The sequence below is a fragment of the Aurantiacibacter gangjinensis genome, assembly GCF_001886695.1.
In the GTDB taxonomy this organism is placed as follows: Bacteria; Pseudomonadota; Alphaproteobacteria; order Sphingomonadales; family Sphingomonadaceae; genus Alteraurantiacibacter; species Alteraurantiacibacter gangjinensis.
Map to the genome: position 1 here is coordinate 116,502 of NZ_CP018097.1, position 21,012 is coordinate 137,513.

37 protein-coding genes and 1 tRNA gene are annotated in these 21,012 nt (G+C 61.9%); 25 read left to right on the forward strand and 13 right to left on the reverse strand.

All coding sequences use genetic code 11. The features are described 5' to 3' along the window. Window positions 1-10: 10 nt before the first annotated feature. The 13 genes from BMF35_RS13480 to BMF35_RS00555 all read left to right on the forward strand — a co-directional run bounded on the left by BMF35_RS13480 (window position 11) and on the right by BMF35_RS00555 (window position 4,612). Window positions 11-163: a hypothetical protein gene (locus BMF35_RS13480; protein ID WP_156172067.1), complete on the forward strand. Its 153-nt coding sequence runs from the start codon at window positions 11-13 to the stop codon at window positions 161-163. A 44-nt stretch (window positions 164-207) separates the two neighbouring features. Continuing rightward, a complete protein-coding gene (pspA, locus tag BMF35_RS00500; RefSeq protein ID WP_047006601.1) occupies window positions 208-999 on the forward strand; it encodes a phage shock protein PspA in 792 nt (263 codons plus the stop codon). Window positions 1,000-1,010: 11 nt separating this feature from the next. Beyond that, on the forward strand, window positions 1,011-1,316 hold the full coding sequence (gene pspB, locus BMF35_RS00505; protein ID WP_418202095.1) for an envelope stress response membrane protein PspB: 306 nt from the start codon (window positions 1,011-1,013) through the stop codon (window positions 1,314-1,316). Continuing rightward, a complete protein-coding gene (gene pspC / locus BMF35_RS00510) occupies window positions 1,313-1,690 on the forward strand; it encodes an envelope stress response membrane protein PspC (protein ID WP_047006234.1) in 378 nt (125 codons plus the stop codon). Before pspB ends, pspC begins: the two co-directional genes overlap by 4 nt. A 50-nt stretch (window positions 1,691-1,740) precedes the next feature. Then, window positions 1,741-2,040: a hypothetical protein gene (locus tag BMF35_RS00515; protein WP_418202096.1), complete on the forward strand. Its 300-nt coding sequence runs from the start codon at window positions 1,741-1,743 to the stop codon at window positions 2,038-2,040. Further along, on the forward strand, window positions 2,037-2,387 hold the full coding sequence (locus tag BMF35_RS00520; protein ID WP_335622561.1) for a hypothetical protein: 351 nt from the start codon (window positions 2,037-2,039) through the stop codon (window positions 2,385-2,387). The genes BMF35_RS00515 and BMF35_RS00520 overlap by 4 nt, the downstream gene beginning before the upstream one ends. After that, window positions 2,387-2,695: a cell division protein ZapB gene (locus BMF35_RS00525; protein WP_047006237.1), complete on the forward strand. Its 309-nt coding sequence runs from the start codon at window positions 2,387-2,389 to the stop codon at window positions 2,693-2,695. The genes BMF35_RS00520 and BMF35_RS00525 overlap by 1 nt, the downstream gene beginning before the upstream one ends. Beyond that, complete coding sequence (locus BMF35_RS00530; RefSeq protein WP_047006238.1) at window positions 2,695-2,991, forward strand: hypothetical protein; 297 nt, start codon at window positions 2,695-2,697, stop codon at window positions 2,989-2,991. The genes BMF35_RS00525 and BMF35_RS00530 overlap by 1 nt, the downstream gene beginning before the upstream one ends. Further along, entirely contained in the window at window positions 2,988-3,224 is a 237-nt protein-coding gene (locus BMF35_RS00535) for a hypothetical protein (protein WP_047006239.1), read from the forward strand. Before BMF35_RS00530 ends, BMF35_RS00535 begins: the two co-directional genes overlap by 4 nt. A gap of 29 nt (window positions 3,225-3,253) precedes the next feature. Beyond that, a complete protein-coding gene (locus BMF35_RS00540; protein ID WP_335622562.1) occupies window positions 3,254-3,493 on the forward strand; it encodes a hypothetical protein in 240 nt (79 codons plus the stop codon). Window positions 3,494-3,602: 109 nt separating this feature from the next. After that, window positions 3,603-4,010: a SufE family protein gene (locus BMF35_RS00545; RefSeq protein WP_047006241.1), complete on the forward strand. Its 408-nt coding sequence runs from the start codon at window positions 3,603-3,605 to the stop codon at window positions 4,008-4,010. Between the two features lies 1 nt (window position 4,011). Beyond that, window positions 4,012-4,362: a YbaN family protein gene (locus BMF35_RS00550; protein WP_047006242.1), complete on the forward strand. Its 351-nt coding sequence runs from the start codon at window positions 4,012-4,014 to the stop codon at window positions 4,360-4,362. Window positions 4,363-4,453: 91 nt separating this feature from the next. Then, on the forward strand, window positions 4,454-4,612 hold the full coding sequence (locus tag BMF35_RS00555; protein WP_047006243.1) for a YqaE/Pmp3 family membrane protein: 159 nt from the start codon (window positions 4,454-4,456) through the stop codon (window positions 4,610-4,612). A gap of 73 nt (window positions 4,613-4,685) precedes the next feature. On the opposite strand, the gene BMF35_RS00560 is transcribed toward BMF35_RS00555, so the two are convergent. From BMF35_RS00560 to BMF35_RS00575, 4 genes are all read right to left on the reverse strand, one after another. Continuing rightward, the gene (locus BMF35_RS00560; RefSeq protein ID WP_052765955.1) at window positions 4,686-5,048 is read right to left on the reverse strand and encodes a hypothetical protein; all 363 of its coding nucleotides are present in this window, start codon (window positions 5,046-5,048) and stop codon (window positions 4,686-4,688) included. Between the two features lie 17 nt (window positions 5,049-5,065). Further along, the gene (locus tag BMF35_RS00565) at window positions 5,066-5,566 is read right to left on the reverse strand and encodes a sterol desaturase family protein (RefSeq protein ID WP_047006244.1); all 501 of its coding nucleotides are present in this window, start codon (window positions 5,564-5,566) and stop codon (window positions 5,066-5,068) included. Continuing rightward, a complete protein-coding gene (locus BMF35_RS00570) occupies window positions 5,563-6,339 on the reverse strand; it encodes a fatty acid desaturase (protein ID WP_236781532.1) in 777 nt (258 codons plus the stop codon). The genes BMF35_RS00565 and BMF35_RS00570 overlap by 4 nt, the downstream gene beginning before the upstream one ends. Window positions 6,340-6,406: 67 nt before the next feature. Then, window positions 6,407-6,823, reverse strand: coding sequence for an acyl-CoA thioesterase (locus BMF35_RS00575; RefSeq protein WP_047006245.1), 417 nt, complete (start codon window positions 6,821-6,823; stop codon window positions 6,407-6,409). Window positions 6,824-6,997: 174 nt separating this feature from the next. Between BMF35_RS00575 and BMF35_RS00580 the strand changes: the two genes are divergently transcribed. The 8 genes from BMF35_RS00580 (at window position 6,998) to BMF35_RS00615 (ending at window position 11,798) form a co-directional block, all read left to right on the forward strand. Further along, entirely contained in the window at window positions 6,998-7,522 is a 525-nt protein-coding gene (locus tag BMF35_RS00580) for a hypothetical protein (protein ID WP_047006246.1), read from the forward strand. Between the two features lie 79 nt (window positions 7,523-7,601). Next, a complete protein-coding gene (gene leuC, locus BMF35_RS00585) occupies window positions 7,602-9,035 on the forward strand; it encodes a 3-isopropylmalate dehydratase large subunit (RefSeq protein ID WP_047006247.1) in 1,434 nt (477 codons plus the stop codon). A gap of 38 nt (window positions 9,036-9,073) precedes the next feature. Continuing rightward, window positions 9,074-9,235, forward strand: coding sequence for a hypothetical protein (locus tag BMF35_RS00590; RefSeq protein WP_047006248.1), 162 nt, complete (start codon window positions 9,074-9,076; stop codon window positions 9,233-9,235). Beyond that, window positions 9,235-9,840 carry a 3-isopropylmalate dehydratase small subunit gene (gene leuD / locus BMF35_RS00595; protein WP_047006249.1) on the forward strand — a complete coding sequence of 202 codons (606 nt, stop codon included), beginning with the start codon at window positions 9,235-9,237 and terminating at the stop codon, window positions 9,838-9,840. The genes BMF35_RS00590 and leuD overlap by 1 nt, the downstream gene beginning before the upstream one ends. Before the next feature lie 66 nt (window positions 9,841-9,906). Continuing rightward, complete coding sequence (locus tag BMF35_RS00600; RefSeq protein WP_047006250.1) at window positions 9,907-10,230, forward strand: DUF1476 domain-containing protein; 324 nt, start codon at window positions 9,907-9,909, stop codon at window positions 10,228-10,230. Window positions 10,231-10,235: 5 nt separating this feature from the next. Further along, entirely contained in the window at window positions 10,236-10,469 is a 234-nt protein-coding gene (locus BMF35_RS00605) for a BolA/IbaG family iron-sulfur metabolism protein (RefSeq protein ID WP_047006251.1), read from the forward strand. Window positions 10,470-10,501: 32 nt separating this feature from the next. Further along, complete coding sequence (grxD, locus tag BMF35_RS00610) at window positions 10,502-10,843, forward strand: Grx4 family monothiol glutaredoxin (RefSeq protein ID WP_047006252.1); 342 nt, start codon at window positions 10,502-10,504, stop codon at window positions 10,841-10,843. An 82-nt stretch (window positions 10,844-10,925) separates the two neighbouring features. Continuing rightward, window positions 10,926-11,798: a hypothetical protein gene (locus BMF35_RS00615; RefSeq protein WP_047006253.1), complete on the forward strand. Its 873-nt coding sequence runs from the start codon at window positions 10,926-10,928 to the stop codon at window positions 11,796-11,798. Between the two features lie 613 nt (window positions 11,799-12,411). On the opposite strand, the gene BMF35_RS00620 is transcribed toward BMF35_RS00615, so the two are convergent. After that, window positions 12,412-12,488 (reverse strand) — tRNA-Arg (locus BMF35_RS00620). A gap of 57 nt (window positions 12,489-12,545) precedes the next feature. On the opposite strand from BMF35_RS00620, the gene BMF35_RS00625 reads away from it, so the two are divergent. Next, the gene (locus BMF35_RS00625; protein WP_047006254.1) at window positions 12,546-13,286 is read left to right on the forward strand and encodes a queuosine precursor transporter; all 741 of its coding nucleotides are present in this window, start codon (window positions 12,546-12,548) and stop codon (window positions 13,284-13,286) included. 20 nt (window positions 13,287-13,306) lie between these two features. Here the strand turns inward: BMF35_RS00625 and BMF35_RS00630 are convergent, their stop codons facing one another. The 4 genes from BMF35_RS00630 to BMF35_RS13915 are packed head-to-tail and all read right to left on the reverse strand — an operon-like array spanning window position 13,307 to window position 13,976. After that, window positions 13,307-13,528, reverse strand: coding sequence for a PspC domain-containing protein (locus BMF35_RS00630; protein WP_047006255.1), 222 nt, complete (start codon window positions 13,526-13,528; stop codon window positions 13,307-13,309). Continuing rightward, window positions 13,525-13,647 (reverse strand): hypothetical protein, encoded by a 123-nt coding sequence (locus tag BMF35_RS13905; RefSeq protein WP_257786331.1) that lies wholly within the window; start codon window positions 13,645-13,647, stop codon window positions 13,525-13,527. The genes BMF35_RS00630 and BMF35_RS13905 overlap by 4 nt, the downstream gene beginning before the upstream one ends. Window positions 13,648-13,686: 39 nt before the next feature. Then, window positions 13,687-13,815, reverse strand: coding sequence for a hypothetical protein (locus BMF35_RS13910; protein ID WP_257786332.1), 129 nt, complete (start codon window positions 13,813-13,815; stop codon window positions 13,687-13,689). 32 nt (window positions 13,816-13,847) lie between these two features. Beyond that, a complete protein-coding gene (locus BMF35_RS13915; RefSeq protein WP_257786333.1) occupies window positions 13,848-13,976 on the reverse strand; it encodes a hypothetical protein in 129 nt (42 codons plus the stop codon). A 224-nt stretch (window positions 13,977-14,200) separates the two neighbouring features. On the opposite strand from BMF35_RS13915, the gene recF reads away from it, so the two are divergent. After that, window positions 14,201-15,286 (forward strand): DNA replication/repair protein RecF, encoded by a 1,086-nt coding sequence (gene recF, locus BMF35_RS00640; RefSeq protein WP_047006257.1) that lies wholly within the window; start codon window positions 14,201-14,203, stop codon window positions 15,284-15,286. Here recF and BMF35_RS00645 read toward each other — a convergent pair. Then, window positions 15,283-16,023, reverse strand: a complete 741-nt coding sequence (locus BMF35_RS00645) for an arylesterase (RefSeq protein WP_047006258.1) — start codon at window positions 16,021-16,023, stop codon at window positions 15,283-15,285. The two genes, recF and BMF35_RS00645, sit on opposite strands and share 4 nt — an antisense overlap. Before the next feature lie 27 nt (window positions 16,024-16,050). Between BMF35_RS00645 and BMF35_RS00650 the strand changes: the two genes are divergently transcribed. After that, window positions 16,051-16,752: an ABC transporter ATP-binding protein gene (locus tag BMF35_RS00650; RefSeq protein WP_047006259.1), complete on the forward strand. Its 702-nt coding sequence runs from the start codon at window positions 16,051-16,053 to the stop codon at window positions 16,750-16,752. A 2-nt stretch (window positions 16,753-16,754) separates the two neighbouring features. Then, window positions 16,755-19,262 carry an ABC transporter permease gene (locus BMF35_RS00655; protein WP_047006260.1) on the forward strand — a complete coding sequence of 836 codons (2,508 nt, stop codon included), beginning with the start codon at window positions 16,755-16,757 and terminating at the stop codon, window positions 19,260-19,262. Between the two features lie 64 nt (window positions 19,263-19,326). On the opposite strand, the gene BMF35_RS00660 is transcribed toward BMF35_RS00655, so the two are convergent. From BMF35_RS00660 to BMF35_RS00670, 3 genes are all read right to left on the reverse strand, one after another. Further along, a complete protein-coding gene (locus BMF35_RS00660) occupies window positions 19,327-19,794 on the reverse strand; it encodes an RDD family protein (RefSeq protein ID WP_047006261.1) in 468 nt (155 codons plus the stop codon). A gap of 144 nt (window positions 19,795-19,938) precedes the next feature. Continuing rightward, the gene (locus tag BMF35_RS00665; RefSeq protein WP_047006262.1) at window positions 19,939-20,376 is read right to left on the reverse strand and encodes a DUF805 domain-containing protein; all 438 of its coding nucleotides are present in this window, start codon (window positions 20,374-20,376) and stop codon (window positions 19,939-19,941) included. A 132-nt stretch (window positions 20,377-20,508) separates the two neighbouring features. After that, a complete protein-coding gene (locus tag BMF35_RS00670; RefSeq protein ID WP_047006263.1) occupies window positions 20,509-20,925 on the reverse strand; it encodes a DUF805 domain-containing protein in 417 nt (138 codons plus the stop codon). Window positions 20,926-21,012: the final 87 nt, after the last annotated feature.

Below are 21,012 nucleotides of genomic sequence, written 5' to 3' on the forward strand. Positions count from 1 at the left end.
AGGAAACACAATGTTCGATCAACGCTTCTTCACCAGCAAACTCGGCCACGCCGCCATGGTGAGTGTGGCCGCGATGATCGCGTTCACGATCTTTGTCGGCATGGTGCCCGCACCCGAAGCGCAGACGATGCTGATCGGTGCGCCTGTCGTGGAGCTGGCGTGAGCGACAAGACCCCCAACCCGTTGACGCCGCTGGGCGGAAGGGCGATGCCGGTAGGCACGCGTCTCGATCGCGAGATCGAGCGTATGCGTACCAGCCCTACGCCGACGGCCAACTCGCTTAATATCGGAGGACCCTTGATGGGCATTTTCTCTCGTACCCGCGATATCATCGCTGCCAACTTTACCGAGCTTCTCGATCAGGCGGACGACCCGTCGAAGATGATCCGGATGATCATCCTGGAAATGGAAGAGACGCTGGTGGAAGTGCGGGCCAGCGCCGCGCGCACGATTGCCGACCAGAAGGAAATGCATCGCCATACGGTGAAGCTGGACCGCTTGCAGGCCGACTGGACCGAGAAGGCCCAGCTGGCGCTCAGCAAGGATCGCGAAGACCTGGCGCGTGCTGCGCTGATGGAAAAGCGCAAGGCTGCCGACACGGCCGATCAGCTGAAGCAGGAGATCGCTGTGCTGGACGATGCGCTGCGCGCTTACGAACAGGACATTGCCAAGCTGCAGCATCGCCTGCGCGAAGCCCGCAGCCGGCAGACGCAAATCTCCGCCCGTCTCGAAAGTGCTGAAAACCGCGTCAAGATGCGCAGCCTGATGACGAGCGACCGCATGAGCGATGCCCATGCCCGCTTCGACCAGCTGGAGCGCCGCGTCGATTATGCGGAAGGCCATGCCGATGCCCTTGGCATCGAAAGCGGCCAGAAGAGCCTCGCCGATGAATTCGCCGCCCTCGAAGGCAGCGACAAGGTGAATGACGAACTGGAAGCCATGAAGCGCGCGCTGCGCCACCCGGACAAGGGCGCTGACGCTGGCAGCAAGAAAGACTGAGGGAATAGACCGTGGACAATCTGACCGGAATTTTGATCGTCGCCTGCATCTTCGTGGGCCTGCCATGGGTGATCATGCACTACATCACCAAGTGGAAGACCGCCGCCACCATCACCACGGATGACGAGGCGCTGCTGGAGGAACTCTACCAGCTCGCCAAGCGCCTGGATGAGCGGATGGACACGGTAGAGCGCCTGGTCGCATCCGACAATCCCGATTTCCAGCCCCCGCGCCTGCAGCACGATCGCAGTATCGACAACGTGCCGCTTCGCGAACTGGAGGAAATGCTCGCCGAGAAGAAAGGAGAACGCGCATGAACACCCCCCGCACCACGCTTTACAGGGACCGCCGCAACGGCAAGATCATGGGCGTATGCTCCGGCATCGCCGACTACACCGGGATCAATGCCCTGTGGGTCCGCCTGATGGCCGTCTTCCTGCTCTTCGCGACAAGCGGTTCCATCATCCCCTTCTACCTGATCGCCGGCCTGCTGCTGAACAACAAGCCCGCGCATCTCTACACCGCGCCGGATGAAACGCAGTACTGGCAGCGCGTGCGGCAGAGCCCCAAGCGCACCGCCCGCGAAATCCGCGCGCAGATGAAGGATATCGACCGGCGCCTGGCCAGCGTAGAAAACTACTACGTCTCCGCCAATCCGCGCCTCTCGCAGGAAATCGAACAGCTGCGCTGAACGCTTCTGCTCAACATGAATACAAATGAGGGACCGAAATCATGGAGTATATGGCCCTGCTTATCCCGCTAGCTCCGTTCATAATGGTCGTGCTGATAGTGTGGATGAACAATCAGAAGAAACTTGCTGAGAAACAGCTAGATGCAACAGCAAGCTCCAGCGCTGAAAAGGCTGCGCAATATGCAAGCCGCGTGCAGCAGCTGGAGGACCGGGTGCAGGTACTGGAGCGGATTGTGACCGACCGCGGCTATGACGTCGCCACCCAGATCGAGGCACTGCGCGACACCCGCGAAACCGAGGATCGCGATGCCGGCGTGCCACTTAACCTCGCCCGTAAGGAGAAAGCATGATGGATTGGGGAGGACCGACTTTCGTCGTCCTGCTGGTTGCGATCAGCACCATCGGATGGCTCGTCAACAACTGGATCCGCGCCAAGCACGGCTATTCGCTGGAAGACGAATGGGGCGGCATGACCGAGCCCACCGAAAAGCGCAGCGACAGGGAATTGCGCGAGCAGAATGCCAAGCTGGTTGAGACGCTGGAGAAGATGCAGGACCGCATGGTCGTGCTGGAGCGGATCGTGACCGACAAGGGCTATACCGTCGCCGAGGAAATCGAGGCGCTGCGCGACCGCCCGGTGCGTGAGACCCGCGACAACGGCGTACCGCTGAATATCGAAACGAAGGAGCGCGTGTGATGGATTATCTCGGATATGTCGGCCTTGGTATCGGCTGCGGTTTCATCGCGCTGGCCTGGGTGGCGAATACCTGGATCAGGGTGAAGAACGGCTATCCGCTGGAAAACAGCTGGGGCAAGGCGATCTACCCCAAGAACGACCAGGCCGTGGAGCGCGTGAAGCTGCTGACGCAGGAAAACGCCGCGCTGCAGGCAGAGCTCGGCTCGTTGAAAGATCGCCTCGCCAATGTGGAGCGGATCGTGACCGATGGCGGCTACCAGCTGTCCCACGAGATCGACCGCCTGCGTGACGAGCGGGGAGTGAACTGATGGATTGGGATCTCGTCGTCATCTTCGGCTTCATTCTCCTCATCATCGCGATGGTCCTGCCCTTCGCCTATGTCGTGAACCAGCGGGTCCAGCAGCACGAACAGAAGAAGCTGGAGCTGCAGGCGCGGATCGAGGAAGCCAAGGCCGCACAGGCCGTGCAGCCGACCGAAACGCAGGCTGCGCTGGAAGACCGGTTGCGCGTGCTGGAGCGGATCGTCACCGATCCATCCAATGACCTCTCACGCCAGATCGAGGATCTGCGCACTCTGGATGCGAGGCAGGAGACCGCGCAATGAGCGTATGGGCGGCAATCGTTCTGGTCGTGCTGATCGTCGTGGTTGCGCGAGCCTACCATGTGCGGCGCGGCAACGGCCTGGCCGATGAAGAACGCAGCGCGCTCGAACAGGAGCGCGACGAAGCCCGCCGCGAGCGCGAGGCGCTGAAGAAGAGGCTGGAAGTGCTGGAACGCATAGCCACCGACCCCGCCCGCCGCACGGCGGACGAAATCGAAAAACTGCGCGACGAGTAATCACAGGCAACCGCAGGAAGGATATGACCATGACGCAAATCGACCTTCTGATCGCAGCCAGCACCCTTCTTGCGCTGGCCATGCTGACTGCCGCAGCTCTGCGTGGCTGGCATGGATGGCTGGCTCTTAAGAACCGCGAGCTGGAGATGCTGCGAACCGCGCCCGAACTCGAAGGCGGATCGAGCGAAGGCATGGCCCGCATCGAGATCGCCAGCTTGAAAGAGCGCATCCGCAAGCTGGAAGCCATCGCAAGCGGCGTCGATCTCTAAGCCCCCCACCGCTCATCCTGAGCTTGTCGAAGGATTGCCTTTTCTTCTATCGCAGCGCCGAAACCGAAGGGCAGCCCTTCGACAAGCTCAGGGCGAACGGAGTGTTTTTTTGAGATCCTTGCAAGACATTCACGAAGAATACGATTTCCTTGAAGGCGATGAACGCTATCGGCTACTGATTGAACTGGGCCGCGAGCTGGACGCGATGCCCGATGCGCTCAAGACCGATGCGACGCTGGTGCGCGGGTGCTCCGCCTCTGTATGGGTTTATCCCACCGGCGAGAGCGACAAGCTCCATTTCCTTGCAGACAGCAATGCGGCGATCACAAAGGGCATTGTCGCGCTTGTCATCGCCGCCGTGCAGGATCGCCCGGCTGCCGAGGTGGCGGATATGGATGTGATGGGCGCCCTCGCCCCGTTCGACCTGAAAAACCAGCTTTCCTCCAACCGTACGCAGGGCGTGCCCAATATGATCGCGCTGGTGAAAGAACACGCCGCGCGGATCGCTGCCGCCTGACATGGCGCGGCCGCTCTGGCTGGCGGCAGGCCTGTTCTTCATGGCGCTGGGTTGGCTGGGTATGATCCTGCCGGGTCTGCCGGGCTTCGTATTCCTGATCGTCGCGGCCTGGTGCTTCGGCAAGGGCAGTCCGCGCTGGCAGGCATGGCTGCTAAGCCATCCCGCCTACGGCCCGCCTCTGCGAGACTGGCGAGACCATCGCCGCATCTCGCGCCGTGCCAAGATATCCGCCATAGCTTTCATGGCGCTGGCGGGCGCGCTTACCACGTGGTTGATAGGCTTTCCGTTTGCCTTGGTAACAATCCTCGTTCTGCTGGCGGTTGCCCTATGGATTTGGACGCGCGCCGAGTGAAAGGGCACAGACTTAGGACCGTGCTCGGAACAGACCGCTCGCCAAGCCGTTGAAAATGCATACGGACGGGATACTGCATACGGAGTTTCCCATGAATATTCTTATTCTTATCGCCACCATCCTGCTGCCGCCATTGGGTGTGGCTGCAAAGCACGGTCTGGGTGGCACGACACTGCTGAATCTCGTGCTGACGCTTCTGGGCTTCATCCCCGGCGTGATCCACGGACTCTATGTGAATTACGCCCGCTAACGGCGGCCCGCATGATCGCGGCGAATTCAAAGAGGCATCGGGCATCGCGCCCGGTGCCTCTTTGTTTGTCGCCTCAAATTTCGGTGGAGGCGTCTCGCGTCATCGTGAAAGGCCCGCCATCATGCGGGAGCTTCCACGTGCCGGTGATCGTATCGCCATCCGCAGCTATTTCGCCCGCATATTCGACTGCGGATTTGTAGATCTCGCTGCTTTCCAGATAGGTCTTGGTAAAGGTGATCCGGCGCCCCTCGCGCGATCCCTTGATTTCCGCCCGAACTGACTGAAGCGCCATTTCATGCTCTTCGATCACCATGCCCGACAGCACGCCATCCCGTTCGAAAATTTTGGCCTTGAAGGGATGATCGCCCGCGTCGGGAGAGGAAAAATACTGGAAACTGCCGGTCCACAGGCCCTTGATGCTCGATTGATCGGACATGCCCCCCGCCCCTTTTTCTAAAGCGATGCGCTGTCGCGCAATTTCGCTGTCCCCGCTTCACGCTGCCGGCGCAGCTCCGCCTTCAGCTTTGCCGGATCGCGCGCGAATACGAAGCCGAAGCTGACCCCACCTTCCTTGCCGACCGTCGCATGGTGCAGCTTGTGCGCCTGCACCAGCCGCTTGGCATAGCCGCGTTTGGGCACCCAGCGGAAATAGCGCTGGTGCACCAGTCCATCATGGATGATCGTGTAGATCAGGCCGTAAATCGTGATGCCCATGGCGAACCACCACAGCGTGTCCGATACGAAATAGCCGATGGTGAACATCGCCACCACGATGCTGCCGAAAACGACGGCGAACAAGTCGTTCTTCTCCAGCTTGTTGTCGTGCGGCTCGTGATGGTCGCGGTGCCATGCCCAGCCCCAGCCGTGCATCACATATTTATGCGCCCACCAGGCGAAGAACTCCATGAAGACGACCGCCGACAGGACGGTGACGAGGATGGCTGGCACGCTCATGCTGTGGTTTCCGAAATCATTTCCTGTCGCCGCTTGGCAGGCAGCTGCCACCACGGCACATCCGGATGGCGGTGATGCTCCAGATGATAGCCGAAATGGAAGCAGGTGGCGAGGCTGAGCCAAGCAGGATAGGCGTTGGAGCGCGCATTGTGACGGTCTGCGAAAGCGGCATCCTCTTGCCGGTGCGGGCGATAGGTGCCGAAATAAAACAGCTGCAGGCTCGATGCGATGGCGGGCAGGCCGTAAACCAGCACAATCTGCACCATCGGCACGCCCACCAGCAGCCAATAGACCGTCACCACGCTCGAGACGAAGAGGATGGACGGCCAGCCGAAATACCGCCGGAAGAAGGTTCCATACCAGCGCGCCGCGGATCGCGGATTGTCGGCATCGAAATCGGGATCGCCGCGCGTTCCGGCATGGCGGTGATGGTCGTAATGCGCAGCGCGCATCTTGCGCCAGGCAAAGCCGGCATAGAGGAACAGCAGCACGCCGCCGATAGCGGAGTTGAGCGTGGGCCGTCCCGGTGCGAGCGAGCCATGCATGGCATCGTGGCACACGATAAACACGCCGACCGACAGCCAGCATTGCAGCGCGGCAACGGCCAGCGCGACGGGCCAGTTGCTCCAGCTGATCTCGTAAATGAAGATCGCCCAGACATGCACAGCCAGCCACAGCCCCGCGATCAGCGCGGCCAGGGTAAGCCCGATGGCAGTCTGCGTGCCTTTCGCCCTTGGCAAGGGCGCAGCGCGTATGATGGAAGTATCGGTCACGATAGGTCTGATATACTATCTATCGCGGCGGAATTGAACCTAACCAAAATGCCGCCCCGCAACCGGCTCAGCTTTCGGCAGCTTTCCCGGGCAGGCCGAAATAGGTTTCCGCAATCTCTCGGCTGATGCGCGCCGGGCGTAGCGTTTCGCTATCGATGCAACACCACATGCTCTGCACTTCGGCCAGCACCTCTTCGCCGCGCATGATAACGGTGTTGTAGAAACTGCGCGCGCCCTTGATTTTTTCGAGCACGGTTTCGGCAATCACATCGTCATCGAGGAATGCCGGGCGGCGATAGGTGATCTCGTGCTTGATCGCGACCCAAGCCTTGCTGGCCACCTCTTCGGCAGGCGCCAGCTTTTGCCAGTGCTGCAGCACGACATCCTGCACCCAGTTCAAATATCTGGAATTGTTCACATGCCCCATGAAGTCGATATCATCGGGCAGGATCTTGATCGGAATCGCAAATGGTTTGGCTGACATGCCTGTCAATTAGACCGAAAGCCTTCGAATTGCATGAAGAAATGTGCCGCTTGCGCAATTTTTCTGCCGGCCTTGCCCTACCTGACAATTCCCGAACATAGCCATACGGGTTTCGTTCATAATTGGAGCGATATTTCTGAACGCCTGCTCGACAAATGCTTGAGAGGACGTGTCATGAAAAAGAATTTTAAAATACTCGCCGCCGCCCTGACGCTGCCGCTGGCCATCAGTCTTGCGGCCCCCGCGAGTGCCGCTTCTGCCGAAAGCTATTCCGCCTATGGCCAGGATCGCTGGGGCGATGATGATGACGACGACGACGATGATCGTTACGAACGCCGCTATCGCGGAGATCGTGGCGATCGTTGGGATCGCCGGGGCCGCTACGACGATCGCCGCGCACATTATGAACGCCGCGGTGTGCGCGGCCATCGCCAGATCGAGCGCCGCCTTAACCGGCTTGCATCCGACATTCGCCATGCGCGGCGAAACGGAGCTATCACGCGGAACGGAGCGCGTGCGGCGTATGATCGTCTCAATACGGCGGAGAGAGCCTATCGCAATTTTGCGCGAAATGGTCTGAGCCGCAGCGATATACGAGCAATCAACGGGCGCATTGATCAAGCCTATTATACGCTTGATCGCATACGCTATAGCCGCGACCGTCGCTATGACGATCGCCGCGGTTATCGCCGCTACTGACGGTACGAATGTCTGATTGCTTGCAAGCGGGGAAGGATTCCTCACTTGCTCGCTTTTGGCGGTCCGCTAGACAGCCGCGATGGCCAGCAAACCGCGCACTCTTTATGAGAAGATCTGGGATGCTCATGTGGTGGAGCGCCGCGAGGACGGCACCTGCCTCATCTTCATAGACAGGCACCTCGTTCACGAAGTTACCAGCCCGCAGGCGTTCGAGGCGCTGCGCATTGCCGGCCGTCCCGTCCGCCGGCCTGAACTCACTCTGGCCGTGCCCGACCACAATGTGCCCACCACGCCGCGTCTTGACCAGAATGGCGTAGCTATCCCGATTGCCGACCCACAAAGCGCCCAGCAGCTTGCCGCGCTGGAGAAAAACGTCGCCGATTTCGGCGTGCGCTATTTCAGCGCGACCGGTCGTGAGCAGGGCATCGTCCATGTCGTGGGGCCGGAGCAGGGGTTTTCGCTCCCCGGCAGCACCATTGTTTGCGGCGACAGCCACACCGCCGCCCATGGCGGGATCGGCGCGCTGGCCTTCGGCATCGGCACCAGCGAAGTCGAGCACGTCCTTGCCACCCAAACCCTGCTGCTGAAGCAGAGCAAGACCATGGAAGTGCGCGTGGAAGGCGAGTTGGGTTTCGGCGTCACCTCGAAAGACCTGATCCTGCACATTATCGGCGCCATCGGGACTGCCGGCGGCACCGGTCATGTGATCGAATATCGCGGCGCTGTGTTCGAGCAGATGAGCGTCGAAAGCCGCCTGACCGTCTGCAATATGAGTATCGAAGCAGGCGCGCGCGCCGGGCTGATCGCTCCGGATGACACGACGTTCGCTTATCTCAAGGGTCGGCCTTTCGCGCCGTCGGGCGAGGAGTGGGGCGCGGCGCTGCGCTATTGGCGCACCCTGCAAACCGATCCGGGCGCCGAGTTCGATCGCACCGTCACTATCGACGCCGCCGATGTGGAGCCGACCGTCACGTGGGGCACCAGCCCCGAGGACACCGTGGCGATCGGCGGCACCGTCCCCTCGCCCGAAAGCTTCGCCGATCCGTCGAAGCAGGACGCTGCTCGCGCCAGCCTCGACTATATGGGCCTCGCACCCGGTACGCGCATGACCGCAGTCGAAGTCCAGAATGTCTTTATCGGCAGCTGCACCAATAGCCGCATCGAGGATATGCGCGCAGCCGCCGCCATCCTGCGAGGCCGCAGGAAGGCCGACAACGTTCGCTGGGCCATCGCCGTGCCGGGGTCCGGCCTGGTGAAAGCGCAGGCGGAGGCGGAGGGACTGGACCGTATCTTCAGGGATGCAGGGGTGGAGTGGCGCGAACCGGGCTGTTCGGCCTGCCTTGGCATGAACCCCGACAAGGTGCCCGCCGGAGAACGCTGCGCTTCCACCAGCAATCGCAATTTCGTGGGAAGGCAGGGCCCCGGCTCACGCACCCATCTGATGAGCCCAGCCATGGCAGCGGCCGCCGCCGTCACCGGACGCCTTACCGATGTGCGTGAATTGCTGCGCTAATGCTTGCAACGCGCTGCCTGTGGTAGCATCTTGATCGCATGACAGACGACATCAAGAAAAAGGCCGCCATCGCCGGTGCGGCGATCGGTTCCGCAGCCGTGGCTGCCGCGCTTCTCTATGTGAACAAGCGCAAGAAAAAAGCCGAGGAGCCGGGCCAGCTCCCGCCTATCCCCAGCGGCGAGAAACCGGAAACGGACTGATGGACGCGCTGACCTGTGTCGAAGGCCGCGCCATTCCTTTCGGCCGGAAGAATATCGATACCGATCTCATCATTCCGGCGCGCTGGCTGAAAACGATTAGCCGCGAGGGATTGGGCGCAGGCGCTTTCGAAGCGGTGCGGGCCGAAGACCCGGACAATGTTTTCGACCAGCCGCAATATGCGGGCGCGCCGATCCTGATCGCGGGCGACAATTTCGGTTGCGGCTCCAGCCGCGAACACGCCGCATGGGCGCTGCGCGACATGGGTATTGCCGCCGTCATCGCGCCCAGCTTCTCCGACATTTTCGCTGGCAATGCGTTCAAGAACGGCATCCTTGCGGTGGCCCTGCCGCAGGAAGCGGTCGACAGGCTGCTGGAAGTGGCCGCAACCGATCCCATCACCGTGGACCTCGACGCGCAGACAGTCACCACGCCATTCCAGGATCGCTTCATTTTCGATATCGACCCTTTCCGCAAGCATTGTCTGCTGAACGGGCTGGACGAAGTCGGCCTTACTCTAGAGCGCGGCGAAGCGATTGCCGATTACGAAGAGCGCGTGGCCGCATCCAAACCCTGGCTGGCGCGCGGAACGGGGATTGCGGCCTAGAGCGCCACCTTCTATCCCCCGCCTATCAAGCAGCGCAGCAATTGCGCACTCAAGAGGACCTATTCCATGACCGATTTCAAGGACCGCCAGAAAGGCGAAGAAGCCAAATACGCGATGGACGAGGAAACCGCTTTCCGCGTCGCCGCACGCCGCAATCGCTTGCTGGGCGAATGGGCCGCCGGCCTGATGGACCTGACCGCGGAAGAAACCGATGCCTACAAAAAGGCTGTCGTGCAGGCAGACTTCGAAGAGGCAGGCGATGAAGATGTGATCCGCAAGCTGGTGGGCGATTTGACGCAGGCAGGCTGCGACGTCGACGAGGCACAGGTTCGCGCCAAGCTGGAAGAAAAGGCCATCGAAGCCAAGCGCCAGTTGATGAGCGAGTCGTAACGCCGATGCCCATGCCGTCCGACGAAATCGCGGCGCTGATCAAGGCCGCCATCCCCGACGCGACTGTCGAGATGGAAGCTCTGGTCGATGATAACGACCACTGGCTGGCCCGCGTCACTTCCGCCGAATTTGCCGGAAAGAGCCGCGTGCAGCAGCACAAGATGGTGTTTGCCGCGCTTGGCGAGCGCATGGGCGGAGAGCTTCACGCCTTGCAACTGCATACCAGCGTTCCCAACTGAATTGCAGCAGATAACAATCAGTGGTGGGAACCATGTCCGATAACAGCGGCAATACGAACGAGCGGATTTCACAGATCGTGGGCGACAACGATGTCGTCCTTTTCATGAAAGGCACGCCGCTTTTTCCGCAATGCGGCTTCTCCAATCGCGCGGTGTCGATCCTCGACCATTGCAAGGTCCAGTTCGAAAGCGTGGATGTGTTGCAGGACATGGAAGTCCGCCAGGGCATCAAGGCCTATTCGGACTGGCCGACCATCCCGCAGCTCTACGTCAAAGGCGAATTCGTCGGCGGCAGCGACATCATGATGGAGATGTACGAAGCGGGCGAATTGCAGCAGATGCTGGACGAAAAACAGGTCGCCAAGGCGGAATAGCCATCGCCCTCTTTCGATACCTCACGCGGACCGCCACTGGCGGTCCGTTTCCGTTAAGGAAAGCGCCGCTAGCAAAGGCTCCATGAAAACCGCTCTTCTCCTCCCGCTCACGCTCCTGTTCGCATCGCCGCTTGCCGCGCAGGATGCGGTGCCGTCTCCAACGCCCGAAGCGGCAGAGGCCGCACGTTTCGCGCAGGAACGTGGACAGCTGATGCAGGAAGTGTTGCGGACGACCGGCGTGGCGCAGGGACAGTATCAGGGCATGGTCGCAGGCGATATCGGCACCGGCTACAAGGGCGCAATCGCCCTGCGCGGCGATGCCGCCGACACGTGGCGCACCCTAATTTTCGGCCAGCCCGGCGGCGATGATGCGCCACTGGTTGCTTTCGCCGAATACGAGATTTTCGATTACCGCATCTTGTCGGAGCGGATTTATCCGATCAACGAGCGTCCGGAATTGCAGGGCGATGCCCTCGCCATGGCGCGCGGGCAAATCGTGGCGCCGCGCGCGGTGATCGCGCATGAGGATGTGACGTTCTGCATCAATGAGGATGTGACGCCTGGCGGCCAGCGCATTCCCTTTGCCACCCTCACTTTCGCCATGCCGCCCGACGATCGGGGCGCGTTCGATGTTTACGTGTTGAACGGTCCCTTCGATGCCCGCTTCCGGCCGCTGGGCAAGCACTACAAGGTGCATTTCGACGAGTTCGGCGTGCTGGGCGACCCGCAATTGCTGACCGATACCTGCGAAGTGGTGGAGTGGGAGCGTGACGCCGCCGGCCTTGCCGAGACGATCTACCCTGCAAGCCATGACGGCCAGATCGCGCCGAGCGAGGTCCATGTCTTCCTGTCCGCGCAGCTACCCATGCCGCTGGGCGTGATGACTGACGGAACCATGTGGCCTGTCCAGAGTGGAATGATCGGCAGCCCGGTCGCTGCCCCTGCCGCCGAATAACACACCTTTTCGAGCGAAAGATGGATCTGGTTTTCCGGGAGTTCGATCTTCGGGGAGGCGGAGCCGGGAGACTTGGTTGGGGACCATAGGGTGGCCCCGCCTCATTCGAAGATTTCGAAGTACACCAAATATATTGCACGGCCCGTGCCAGTTCTGCCGATGCTAGCTTTCCCGCGCGACACGATGGTTGCCAAAATCTTAATGCGCGTGGCCGCTGTAAGAATTTCCGACTCTCTTGATTGTGACGCCGCATCCGCGGCGTTATCCTCGCTCGACGTGCTTCGCTACGCTACGGGCGCGCTACGGGCGCGCATTCGCGCTTGCCGTCCTTCGGACGGATACCAGCGCAACGATCATGGACCGTGCTTGATCGCTCCCAGCGATCAACAAAGGGCGACGGGCCGCCCGCAGGTGCCGCGCAGCCGGAACGCAGTCCCGGCTGAGCGAATAGCACCGGGGAAAAAGCGCGGATGCGCTTTTTCCAAAAAATGGCGCGCCCAGCAGGAGTGTGCTTCGCACGTCTCCGCTTCGCTCCGACTCCGAACCTGTAAGGCCCGCCTCGGCACGGGCACGCAAAATCGGGGAAGGCTCCCGATGGAAGCCTTCCCCGATTTGGCGCGCCCAGCAGGAGTCGAACCTGCGGCCTCAGGATTAGAAGTCCCGTGCTCTATCCAGCTGAGCTATGGGCGCGTCGTCACGGCAGATAGCGATGTTTGCGCGCGGCGCAAATGCCGCTAGGGCGCGCGGATGAGGGAACATCCACCGAAAAGCGCGAAGCCCACGGCTGAACCGGCGAGTTTCCGCTATTTCGATCTGATCATGGCGGCCTTCGTCGCCATATTGTTGCTGTCCAACCTGATCGGCGCGGCAAAGCTCTCATCGGTCGGCGGCGTGGTGTTCGGCGCGGGCATTCTCTTCTTCCCGCTCTCCTACGTCATCGGAGATGTGCTGACCGAAGTCTACGGTTACGCCCGCGCGCGCCGGGTAATCTGGACGGGGTTTGCAGCTCTTATCTTCATGGCTGCGATGAGCTGGGTGGTGGTTGCCATGCCGCCGGCTGAAAGCTGGACGGGGCAGGAGGCCTACGAGCAGGTCTTCGGCCAGGTACCGCGCATCGTCTTCGCCTCCATCACCGCATTTTGGGCGGGCGAATTCGTCAATTCCTACGTGATGGCGCGGATGAAGCTATGGACGCAAGGCCGGGCCTTGTGGAGCCGGACCATCGGATCGACCGTGGTGGGCCAGGGCGTCGACAGCCTGATTTTCTATCCCGTCGCATTTCTCGGCGTCTGGGATACGCGCGATGTGCTGATCGTCATGGTGTTGAACTGGGCGCTGAAGGTAGCCTGGGAAGCCTTGTTGACGCCCGTCACTTACAAAGTTATCGGCTTCCTTAAGAAGCGCGAAGGGGTCGAGATTTTCGATACCGACACCGATTTCTCTCCGTTTGCCAGCCGCAAAGCGCCGCTGGAGAAGACGGCGGGCTGACCGCCGGAGACTGAAAGCACTCAGTCTGCCAGCAGCCAGATCGCAAGGTAGACAAGGCCGAATGTGCCGAAGCCGAGCAGGAAGCCTGCGACGAAGACAAGGCGCACGATCAGCGCGTCCATGCCGAAATAGTTGGCTATGCCGCCACACACACCGGCGATCTTGCCGTTTGCGCGGTCCAGCCGGAAGCTCTTCTTGCCGGCCGGGCGCACGGCGGATTTGTTGCGGTCGAGATTGTTCATGCCAGCAGTCCTGCCAGGCTTGCAGTGTTGGGATTGGCGAAGCTGCTGACGAGCAGCGTCATGGTGACAGCCACGGCGGCGAAACCCGCCATCAGCCTGTTTTGCAATTCGTAGGTCATTGTCTCATTTTTCCTTTCAAAGGTTGCGTCGGTGAAGCGTCAGGCCAGCAGGCTGGTGATCACGCCCGCTTCGGAGGTCGAAAAGCTGCTGACGAAAAGCGTCAGCGTCACGGCAACGGCGGCTAGGCCGGCCATCAGCTTTGTCTCGAAATCATTGGTCATGGTCATTCCCTCATTGTCCCTGTGCTTGGTTATGGGGTTCAGGCGATAATGCCGGTGAAGATGCTGGCTTCGGGCGTCGAAAAGCTCGAGACCAGGAGCATTGCAGTCACGGCCACGGCAGCAAGGCCGGAAGTGATGCGGGCGGTAAAGCCGTTGGCAAAAGTCATTTTATTTCCCTCTTCTGTTTCAAACTGTGTTCTGCGTCCCATGCCCTGGACATTGCAGACGGCGTGCCAGTTTTGGAAAATGGCGGAATTCTGCGATTTTTGTTCAGGCTTGAGCAAGGTTAGGATTTCGTTGATGCGGAGAGTTGGGAAAATGTCCCATCTGTTGGGATTGTCATTTGCGGTGGCGGCGAAGGCCCGGCTGGCATAGGACGCAAACCGCAATCATGGCGCTCGACCGCATCACTCTCACGACCTTCCGCAACCACGCCGACACACGGCTGGATGGCGCGCGCGCGATCAACCTGCTCGTGGGAGAAAATGGCGCGGGGAAAACGAATGTGCTGGAGGCGCTTTCGCTTTTCGCGCCGGGCCGCGGAATGCGCCGCGCTGCGCTCAGCGAGATTGCGGGCAAAGCTGCCGATAACGGCTTCGCCGCCAGCGCCTTGCTGCACACCGGCGATGGTGGTGAGCCGGTGAAACTTGGCACCGGTATGGTGCCGCAGCGTCCGGGTCGGCGTATCGTGCAAGTCAATGGCGCCGATGCGAGCGCCATCAGCCTTGGCGAATGGCTTGCCATGGGCTGGCTCACACCTTCTATGGATCGCCTGTTTGCCGATACCGCCACGGCGCGGCGTCGCTATGTCGACCGCCTTACCGTAGCGATAGAGCCCTCCCACGCACGTAATGCGAGCCGCTACGAAGCGGCCTTGCGCGAACGCAACCGGCTGTTGTCGGACGAGGCTTTTCCCGATCCGGCATGGCTGGATTCGATCGAAACGCAGATGGCCAAGGTCGGCAGCGCGCTGGCGCAAGGTCGGGCACGGCTGGTGGGTGCGCTTTCGGCCCGGCTGGCGGAACTGCCCGACACCCCGTTCGCGCGGCCCGTATTATCCTACGTCCCGGGAGGCCCGTTGGAGGAGAGCGCACTGATCGACCGTTGGCGCGAGGGCCGACAGCGCGATCGCATGGCGCAGCGCACATTGACCGGTCCGCACCGCGATGAATTATCGGTCGTGATGGCCGGCAAGGATATGCACGCGGCCGATTGTTCGACCGGCGAACAAAAGGCCATGCTCGTCGCGATCACTCTCGCCCACGCCGAACTGGCAGCGAGGGGGCGACCCGGCGTGCTGTTGCTGGATGAAGTTGCCGCCCATCTCGACCCCGTGCGGCGCGAGGCGCTTTTCGCACGCCTGCGCGATAGCGGCACGCAGGTCTGGCTGACTGGCACGGAAACCGCGCCGTTCGAGGCAATCCTGCAGGAAGCCGCCGTATGGAAAGTCAGCGGCGGGGACGTAGCGAAGCTCTAGTTCTCGTCCACGGGCGGCAGCGCCTCGGCCACATCATCCACCGTTGCCGCGACCATCTCCTCGATCCCCTCGGCAGTCGGATGAACCCTGTCGGACTGCATCAGCTGCGGCTGGTCGTACACCGGCTCCATGAAGAAAGGCACCAGCGCTGTGCCGTATTCCTCGGCAAGGTCTGCATACATACCGTCGAACGCGGCGATATAATCCGTGCCCAAATTCGGCGGCGCACGCATGCCCATCAGCAGGACGGGAATGTCGCGCGACTGCACTTCCTCGATAATGGCGGCGAGGTTCTCGCGCGCCAGATCGGTCGGCAGCCCGCGCAGCAAATCATTGCCGCCCAGCTCGATAATGGCGAGATCGATCTCGGCCCCCGCATTGTCGAGCACGAAGCCGATCCGCTGGCGACCCGCCGCCGTCGTATCGCCGGAAACGCCTGCATCGATCAGCCGCGCATTGATGCCGCGCCCGCGCAATGCGCGCTCCAGCACTTCGGGATAGCCCTCTTCCTCGGCAACATTGTATCCGGCCATCAGGCTATCGCCAAAGCCAAGGATCACACGCTCCGGCCCCATGACCGGCAGCGGCGCCTCCACGCTTTCATCGGCTATGGTGTCCGGCTCTGCCTGCGCGACGGGCGCTTCCGCCCCGCACCCGGCCAGCGCAAGCGCCAGCGGAAGGATGATCGACGAAGCGCGAATGGTGGACTGCCACCGACTTTGGACCGACTTGTGCATACCCAATAGCTATGCCATCGCGCGGCTGTGACAAGTCCTGACAATGCAAAGCCCGTCATCGCCGCCAAAGACCTGCGTCTGACCCTCGGCGAGGGGGAAGCCGCGGTCGAAATCCTACGCGGCATCGACCTTAGCGTCCAGCAAGGCGAAACGCTGGCCCTGCTCGGCCCGTCGGGCAGCGGGAAAAGCTCGCTGATGTCGGTGCTGACCGGGCTGGAGCGCGCCAGCGGCGGATCGCTATTGGTGGCAGGCGAGGATTTTACGGCGCTCGACGAAGACGCGCTTGCCATGGCGCGGCGCGGCAGGATCGGCATTGTGCTCCAAGCCTTCCACTTGCTGCCCACGATGAGTGCGGTCGAGAACGTCGCAACGCCGATGGAACTCGCGGGCGACGATGCCGCCTGGGAAAAAGCCGCTGCCGAGCTGGAGTCGGTGGGCTTGGGCCATCGCCTCACCCACTACCCCACGCAGCTTTCGGGCGGCGAGCAACAGCGCGTCGCCATCGCCCGCGCCATCGCCCCGCGCCCGCCGCTCATCTTCGCCGATGAGCCGACCGGCAATCTGGACACCGCGACCGGCACCGACGTGGAAAACGTGCTTTTCCGCCGCCGGGACGAGACCGGCGCGACGCTCATCATCATCACCCATGATCGCAAACTGGCCGAGCGCTGCGGGCGCGTCGTGACGCTGGCCGATGGCAAGATCGCCAGCGATACGGCAGCAGCCTGACCATGGGCTGGTCACGCGCCTGGACGATCGCGCGGCGCGATCTTGCCAGCGGCTTTCGCGGGCTGCGGCTGTTGCTTGTATGCCTGTTTCTCGGCGTCGGCGCGCTGGCCGCCATAGGCAGCCTCACCTCTGCCATTCAGGGTGAGCTGAATTCGCAAGGTCAGGCAATCCTTGGCGGCGATATCGAGATCGAACTGTGGCAGCGCACGCTAAACGAGGAGGAGCGCGCCTTCCTCGCGCAATATGGCACGCTGTCGCCGGGCTACCGGCTGCAGGCCATGGCGAGCACGCCGGATGCCGCCGTTCCGGTGGAGCTGAAAGCGGTCGATGACAATTACCCGCTCTACGGCACGCTGCTGATCGAAGGACAGGGCGCATCCAAAGCGCCACAGTCCGGCGAAGCGTACCTGGCCCCCGGCGCAGCCGAGCGGCTTGGCGTGGCTACGGGCGACAGCTTCACTCTGGGCACCGAGCAATTGCAGGTTGCGGGGATAATCGAAGAGGAGCCGGATCGCCTGTCCGAAGGGTTTGCGCTCGGCCAGACGGTGATTGTATCGCAAGACCTGCCGGAACAGGCGGGCCTCGTCGCGCCCGGCTCTATGTTCCAGAGCAAGACGCGTGTCGCATTCGACGGTGCGCAGGATCCCGATGCGGTGGTGGAGGAGCTGGAAGCCGCCTTTCCCGACGTCGCCTTCGATACGCGCACCCGCAATCGCGCTTCGCCCGGCGCGGATCGCTTCGTCAGCCGCATGGGCGAATTCCTGACGCTGATCGGGCTCGCTGCGCTGGTCATTGCTGGGATAGGCATAGGCGGCGGCGTCAACTCCTATCTGGAAGCGCGGCGCAACTCGATTGCCACGCTGAAAATTCTCGGCGCGACATCGGGCGATATCGCCCGCATCTATGCGCTGGAGATCGGCATTGCCGCGCTTGTCGGCGCGGCAGCCGGATTGCTGGTAGGCGTGCTGGTCACGCCGCTGCTGGCGGGCGCGCTGGGATCGCTTTTGCCGGTTACGACCAGCTTCGTGTTCGACCCGTGGGCGCTGGTGCGCGCCGCATTGTTCGGCCTGCTCGTCGCGCTGGTTTTCGCCGCGCCGCCGCTGGTCCGCGCGCGACAATTCCCGGCCATGGCGCTGATGCGCGCGCGCGTTTCGCCGCTCGGTCGCCAATGGAAAGCCGCCGCTCTGCCCGTGCTGCTGGGCGTCGGCGGCATCGTGGCGCTTGCCATCATCGGATCAAGCAATGCCATGCTGTCCGCGCTGTTCCTGGCGGGTGCGGCTGCGATCCTCGGTTTTCTTGCGCTGCTGGGTTGGGCCATCCGCTGGGCATCGACGAAGCTGCCGCGCCCGTCCGATCCCATCGTGCGCGCTGCCATCGCCAATCTCCATCGCCCCGGCGCGGCGACCGGCTCGCTGGTGACGGCACTGGGCTTCGGCCTTTCCGCTTTCGTGCTGCTGGCTGGCGTGCAGACCAGTCTCGGCGGCAATATCCAGCAATCCGTGCCCGACCGCGCGCCCGACTATTTCGTGCTCGACATCCCGCGCGAGGGCGTTTCGGACTTCCGCTCGATCATCGGCGACGTGTCCGATGAGGCGGTCGTGACGACCGTCCCCACGCTGCGCGGCACGGTCGTCTCCTTCGGGTCGGAAGGCGACCAGATGCTCGTTTCCGAGATGGAAGAGAGCGACGGCACATGGGGCCTGCGCGGCGAGCGCGGTCTGACCTACTCCGACACCATCCCCGACGGTAACGTCGTCACCTCGGGCGAGTGGTGGGCAGATGGCCATAGCGGCGAAAATTTCGTCTCCGTCGATGAGGAACTGGCCACGGCCGCCGGAATCGCCATTGGCGATCTCATTACGGTAAATGTTCTGGGCGTGGAATTCACCGCGCGTGTCGCCAATACGCGTCGCATCGATTGGGAAAGCCTCGGCTTCAACAATGTGTGGGTGTTCTCGGCGAACACATTCGAGACCGCGCCGCACAATCTTGCCGCCACGATCGAGCTGCCGGAAGGCAGCGAAACGGGGGGCCTCTTGCGCACGCTGGTGCAGGCCTTCCCGTCCGCCAGCGTCATTGAAGTCGGCCCGATCCTCACCGAAGCGCGCACCATCCTCGACCAGATGAGCCTCGCCATCCTGGCGGCGGCGAGCGTTACCGTGCTGGCAGGTATCGCGGTCCTGCTGGGCGCCATCGCCGCCGCGCGGGCGGCACGCATTTACGACACAGTCATCCTGCGCGTGCTGGGCGCGAGCCGCCGCCAGCTGCTGGCGCTGCAATTTGCCGAATTCGGGCTGCTGGCAGCCATCCTTGCCGGCGTGGCACTGGCGCTCGGCTCCGGCATTGCATGGCTGATCGTGACGCAGATGTTCGAGTTCGATTGGCTGCCCGACTGGCCGCAAATCCTCGCTGTGCTGGGCGGAGGCCTCGTGCTGGTCCTCGCCTTCGCGCTGGGCGCATCGCTACCGCTGCTGCGCGCGAGACCGGCCCAGACGCTGCGCTCGCTTTAGGCAAAAGAAAGGGGGCGAACATGCGCCCCCCTTCTCCAATCGGTCGGTATCGTTGCCGTCGGCCTCAGTCGAACACGCCGTCCGTCGCTACCTGACCGGGCTGCGCTTTCAGCACCAGCGTCGAGCAGATGATGTCGTGCAGGCCCTGCTTCTTGTCGGTAAAAGCGACCATGATAAAGCCGATCAGCAGGATGATGGCCGACAGGATCTTGGCGACATACCGGCCAAGCGCACGGAGCCAGGTAATGCGATTACCGCCCTCGTCGGTCACAATCAGGCCGAGCGCCTTTTTGCCAAGCGTCGCCTGCCAGTTGCTGCTTTCGAGCACGACGAAGTAAGCGATGCCGATAACTAAAGATATCAGCGACACGAGCGTCGCAGCCCCTGTGGCCGCCGCCTCGGGTGTGCCCAATCCGGCCATTGTTGCGACGCTTACGCCGAACATCGTCGCCAAGACGGCCTGCACCAGCCAAAGCACAATGCCATCGATGATATATGCACCGACGCGTATCCAAAACCCTGCGTAATCCATTGTTGTAAGTCCCCTTCCTAGGTTTCGTCGATCCCTTGGACGGCAAACCACCACAAACCTTAGCGGTTCGCAAGCGTCCATGATTTTGGCGGTGGATTATCAGCCAACTTTTTTTGAGAGGACGACTTCGGCACTAGCGCCCGATCAGAAACGCTGCGAATAGCCCGGCCGGTATCGCGGCGCTTGCGTTGCCTTTGCATCGGGCACGTAACGAATACGCGGGTCGGGCCCGTACCGGTTCTCGCCGCGCTGTCCTGGCCACAGCAGATTGATCAGCGCGATGAGCGCGCCGATATAGGGCAGGAAGATCAACAGCACGAACCAGCCGCTGCGCCCGCGGTCATGCTCTCGGCGCACTTGCAGGGCGAGGTGCGGGATCGCAAAACCAAGCATGGCTGCGCCCAGCGCGATTTGCGAGGCGATATGCATCCCCTCGTCGCCGTCCTCGAACAGCAGGAAATGCGGGACGAGGCAAAGCCCGTACACGATCAAAGTGAACGCGATGAAGGACCACGCCTCTTTGCGACGGGATCGCCCGTTGAAATCGAAATAACGCCGCAGCGGCACGAACATCCATTCCATGACCGCCACTTAACGCGAGCGAGCCTTGCGCAGCAATATGCTTGCAACCGGTCGTGGCAGTGATGCCGGCGATGACGGAGAGGGACATTCCCTCTCGCGTCATCTCTGCAAGTGCTCTGGCTTAAGGCCGGTTCAGGCAAATGCCGCCAGATTATCCGGATCTTTCGGATCGGCGCCGTATTTGTTCGCGCCTTTCGTGCCTTCCATGCAGAAGAAAATGAGCAGGATCAGCCCTCCGAGCGGGATGAAATTCAGCAACAGGAACCAGCCCGATTTCTCCGTGTCATGCAGGCGGCGCACGGCGACCGCGAGGGCCGGAATGAACGAGGCGAGAGCGAAGATGCCAAGCAGGGCTGCGCCTATGTAAAAGATACCGGTCGGTTCCTGCGGCACGGCGCCGTAAGCGGAATATTGCGGCGTGGGCATGCCGGCCATTATCATCATGAAGGAAAGCGCGTAAACGATCACCGCCAGCAGGGTGAACAACCAGTATTCCTTGCGCCGCGAGCGTCCCGAAAAGTCCGCATAGCGTTTATACGGCAACAGCATTTATTCCATTATTAGTCCCCTCTTCGAGAAAGCGTGATCCAAGGATCACAGGGGACACAAACGGCGGCTTTCTCTCAATGGCATGGG

Bases quoted from the DNA above. Each gene is read 5' to 3' on its own strand.
- leuD (WP_047006249.1), top strand. From the start codon at position 9,235: ATGGACGCGCTGACCTGTGTCGAAGGCCGCGCCATTCCTTTCGGCCGG.
- BMF35_RS00600 (WP_047006250.1), top strand. From the start codon at position 9,907: ATGACCGATTTCAAGGACCGCCAGAAAGGCGAAGAAGCCAAATACGCG.
- BMF35_RS00655 (WP_047006260.1), top strand. From the start codon at position 16,755: ATGGGCTGGTCACGCGCCTGGACGATCGCGCGGCGCGATCTTGCCAGC.
- BMF35_RS13480 (WP_156172067.1), top strand. From the start codon at position 11: ATGTTCGATCAACGCTTCTTCACCAGCAAACTCGGCCACGCCGCCATG.
- pspA (WP_047006601.1), top strand. From the start codon at position 208: ATGCCGGTAGGCACGCGTCTCGATCGCGAGATCGAGCGTATGCGTACC.
- BMF35_RS00670 (WP_047006263.1), bottom strand. From the start codon at position 20,925: ATGCTGTTGCCGTATAAACGCTATGCGGACTTTTCGGGACGCTCGCGG.
- leuC (WP_047006247.1), top strand. From the start codon at position 7,602: ATGGCCAGCAAACCGCGCACTCTTTATGAGAAGATCTGGGATGCTCAT.
- recF (WP_047006257.1), top strand. From the start codon at position 14,201: ATGGCGCTCGACCGCATCACTCTCACGACCTTCCGCAACCACGCCGAC.
- BMF35_RS00565 (WP_047006244.1), bottom strand. From the start codon at position 5,566: ATGAGCGTGCCAGCCATCCTCGTCACCGTCCTGTCGGCGGTCGTCTTC.
- BMF35_RS00605 (WP_047006251.1), top strand. From the start codon at position 10,236: ATGCCCATGCCGTCCGACGAAATCGCGGCGCTGATCAAGGCCGCCATC.
- BMF35_RS13905 (WP_257786331.1), bottom strand. From the start codon at position 13,647: ATGACCTACGAATTGCAAAACAGGCTGATGGCGGGTTTCGCCGCCGTG.
- BMF35_RS00580 (WP_047006246.1), top strand. From the start codon at position 6,998: ATGAAAAAGAATTTTAAAATACTCGCCGCCGCCCTGACGCTGCCGCTG.
- BMF35_RS00560 (WP_052765955.1), bottom strand. From the start codon at position 5,048: ATGTCCGATCAATCGAGCATCAAGGGCCTGTGGACCGGCAGTTTCCAG.
- BMF35_RS00575 (WP_047006245.1), bottom strand. From the start codon at position 6,823: ATGTCAGCCAAACCATTTGCGATTCCGATCAAGATCCTGCCCGATGAT.
- grxD (WP_047006252.1), top strand. From the start codon at position 10,502: ATGTCCGATAACAGCGGCAATACGAACGAGCGGATTTCACAGATCGTG.
- pspC (WP_047006234.1), top strand. From the start codon at position 1,313: ATGAACACCCCCCGCACCACGCTTTACAGGGACCGCCGCAACGGCAAG.
- BMF35_RS00615 (WP_047006253.1), top strand. From the start codon at position 10,926: ATGAAAACCGCTCTTCTCCTCCCGCTCACGCTCCTGTTCGCATCGCCG.
- BMF35_RS00555 (WP_047006243.1), top strand. From the start codon at position 4,454: ATGAATATTCTTATTCTTATCGCCACCATCCTGCTGCCGCCATTGGGT.
- BMF35_RS00645 (WP_047006258.1), bottom strand. From the start codon at position 16,023: ATGCACAAGTCGGTCCAAAGTCGGTGGCAGTCCACCATTCGCGCTTCG.
- BMF35_RS00530 (WP_047006238.1), top strand. From the start codon at position 2,695: ATGGATTGGGATCTCGTCGTCATCTTCGGCTTCATTCTCCTCATCATC.
- BMF35_RS00550 (WP_047006242.1), top strand. From the start codon at position 4,012: ATGGCGCGGCCGCTCTGGCTGGCGGCAGGCCTGTTCTTCATGGCGCTG.
- BMF35_RS00520 (WP_335622561.1), top strand. From the start codon at position 2,037: ATGATGGATTGGGGAGGACCGACTTTCGTCGTCCTGCTGGTTGCGATC.
- BMF35_RS00540 (WP_335622562.1), top strand. From the start codon at position 3,254: ATGACGCAAATCGACCTTCTGATCGCAGCCAGCACCCTTCTTGCGCTG.
- BMF35_RS13915 (WP_257786333.1), bottom strand. From the start codon at position 13,976: ATGACTTTTGCCAACGGCTTTACCGCCCGCATCACTTCCGGCCTTGCT.
- BMF35_RS00525 (WP_047006237.1), top strand. From the start codon at position 2,387: ATGGATTATCTCGGATATGTCGGCCTTGGTATCGGCTGCGGTTTCATC.
- BMF35_RS00665 (WP_047006262.1), bottom strand. From the start codon at position 20,376: ATGGAATGGATGTTCGTGCCGCTGCGGCGTTATTTCGATTTCAACGGG.
- BMF35_RS13910 (WP_257786332.1), bottom strand. From the start codon at position 13,815: ATGACCATGACCAATGATTTCGAGACAAAGCTGATGGCCGGCCTAGCC.
- BMF35_RS00515 (WP_418202096.1), top strand. From the start codon at position 1,741: ATGGCCCTGCTTATCCCGCTAGCTCCGTTCATAATGGTCGTGCTGATA.
- BMF35_RS00535 (WP_047006239.1), top strand. From the start codon at position 2,988: ATGAGCGTATGGGCGGCAATCGTTCTGGTCGTGCTGATCGTCGTGGTT.
- BMF35_RS00590 (WP_047006248.1), top strand. From the start codon at position 9,074: ATGACAGACGACATCAAGAAAAAGGCCGCCATCGCCGGTGCGGCGATC.
- BMF35_RS00625 (WP_047006254.1), top strand. From the start codon at position 12,546: ATGAGGGAACATCCACCGAAAAGCGCGAAGCCCACGGCTGAACCGGCG.
- BMF35_RS00660 (WP_047006261.1), bottom strand. From the start codon at position 19,794: ATGGATTACGCAGGGTTTTGGATACGCGTCGGTGCATATATCATCGAT.
- BMF35_RS00630 (WP_047006255.1), bottom strand. From the start codon at position 13,528: ATGAACAATCTCGACCGCAACAAATCCGCCGTGCGCCCGGCCGGCAAG.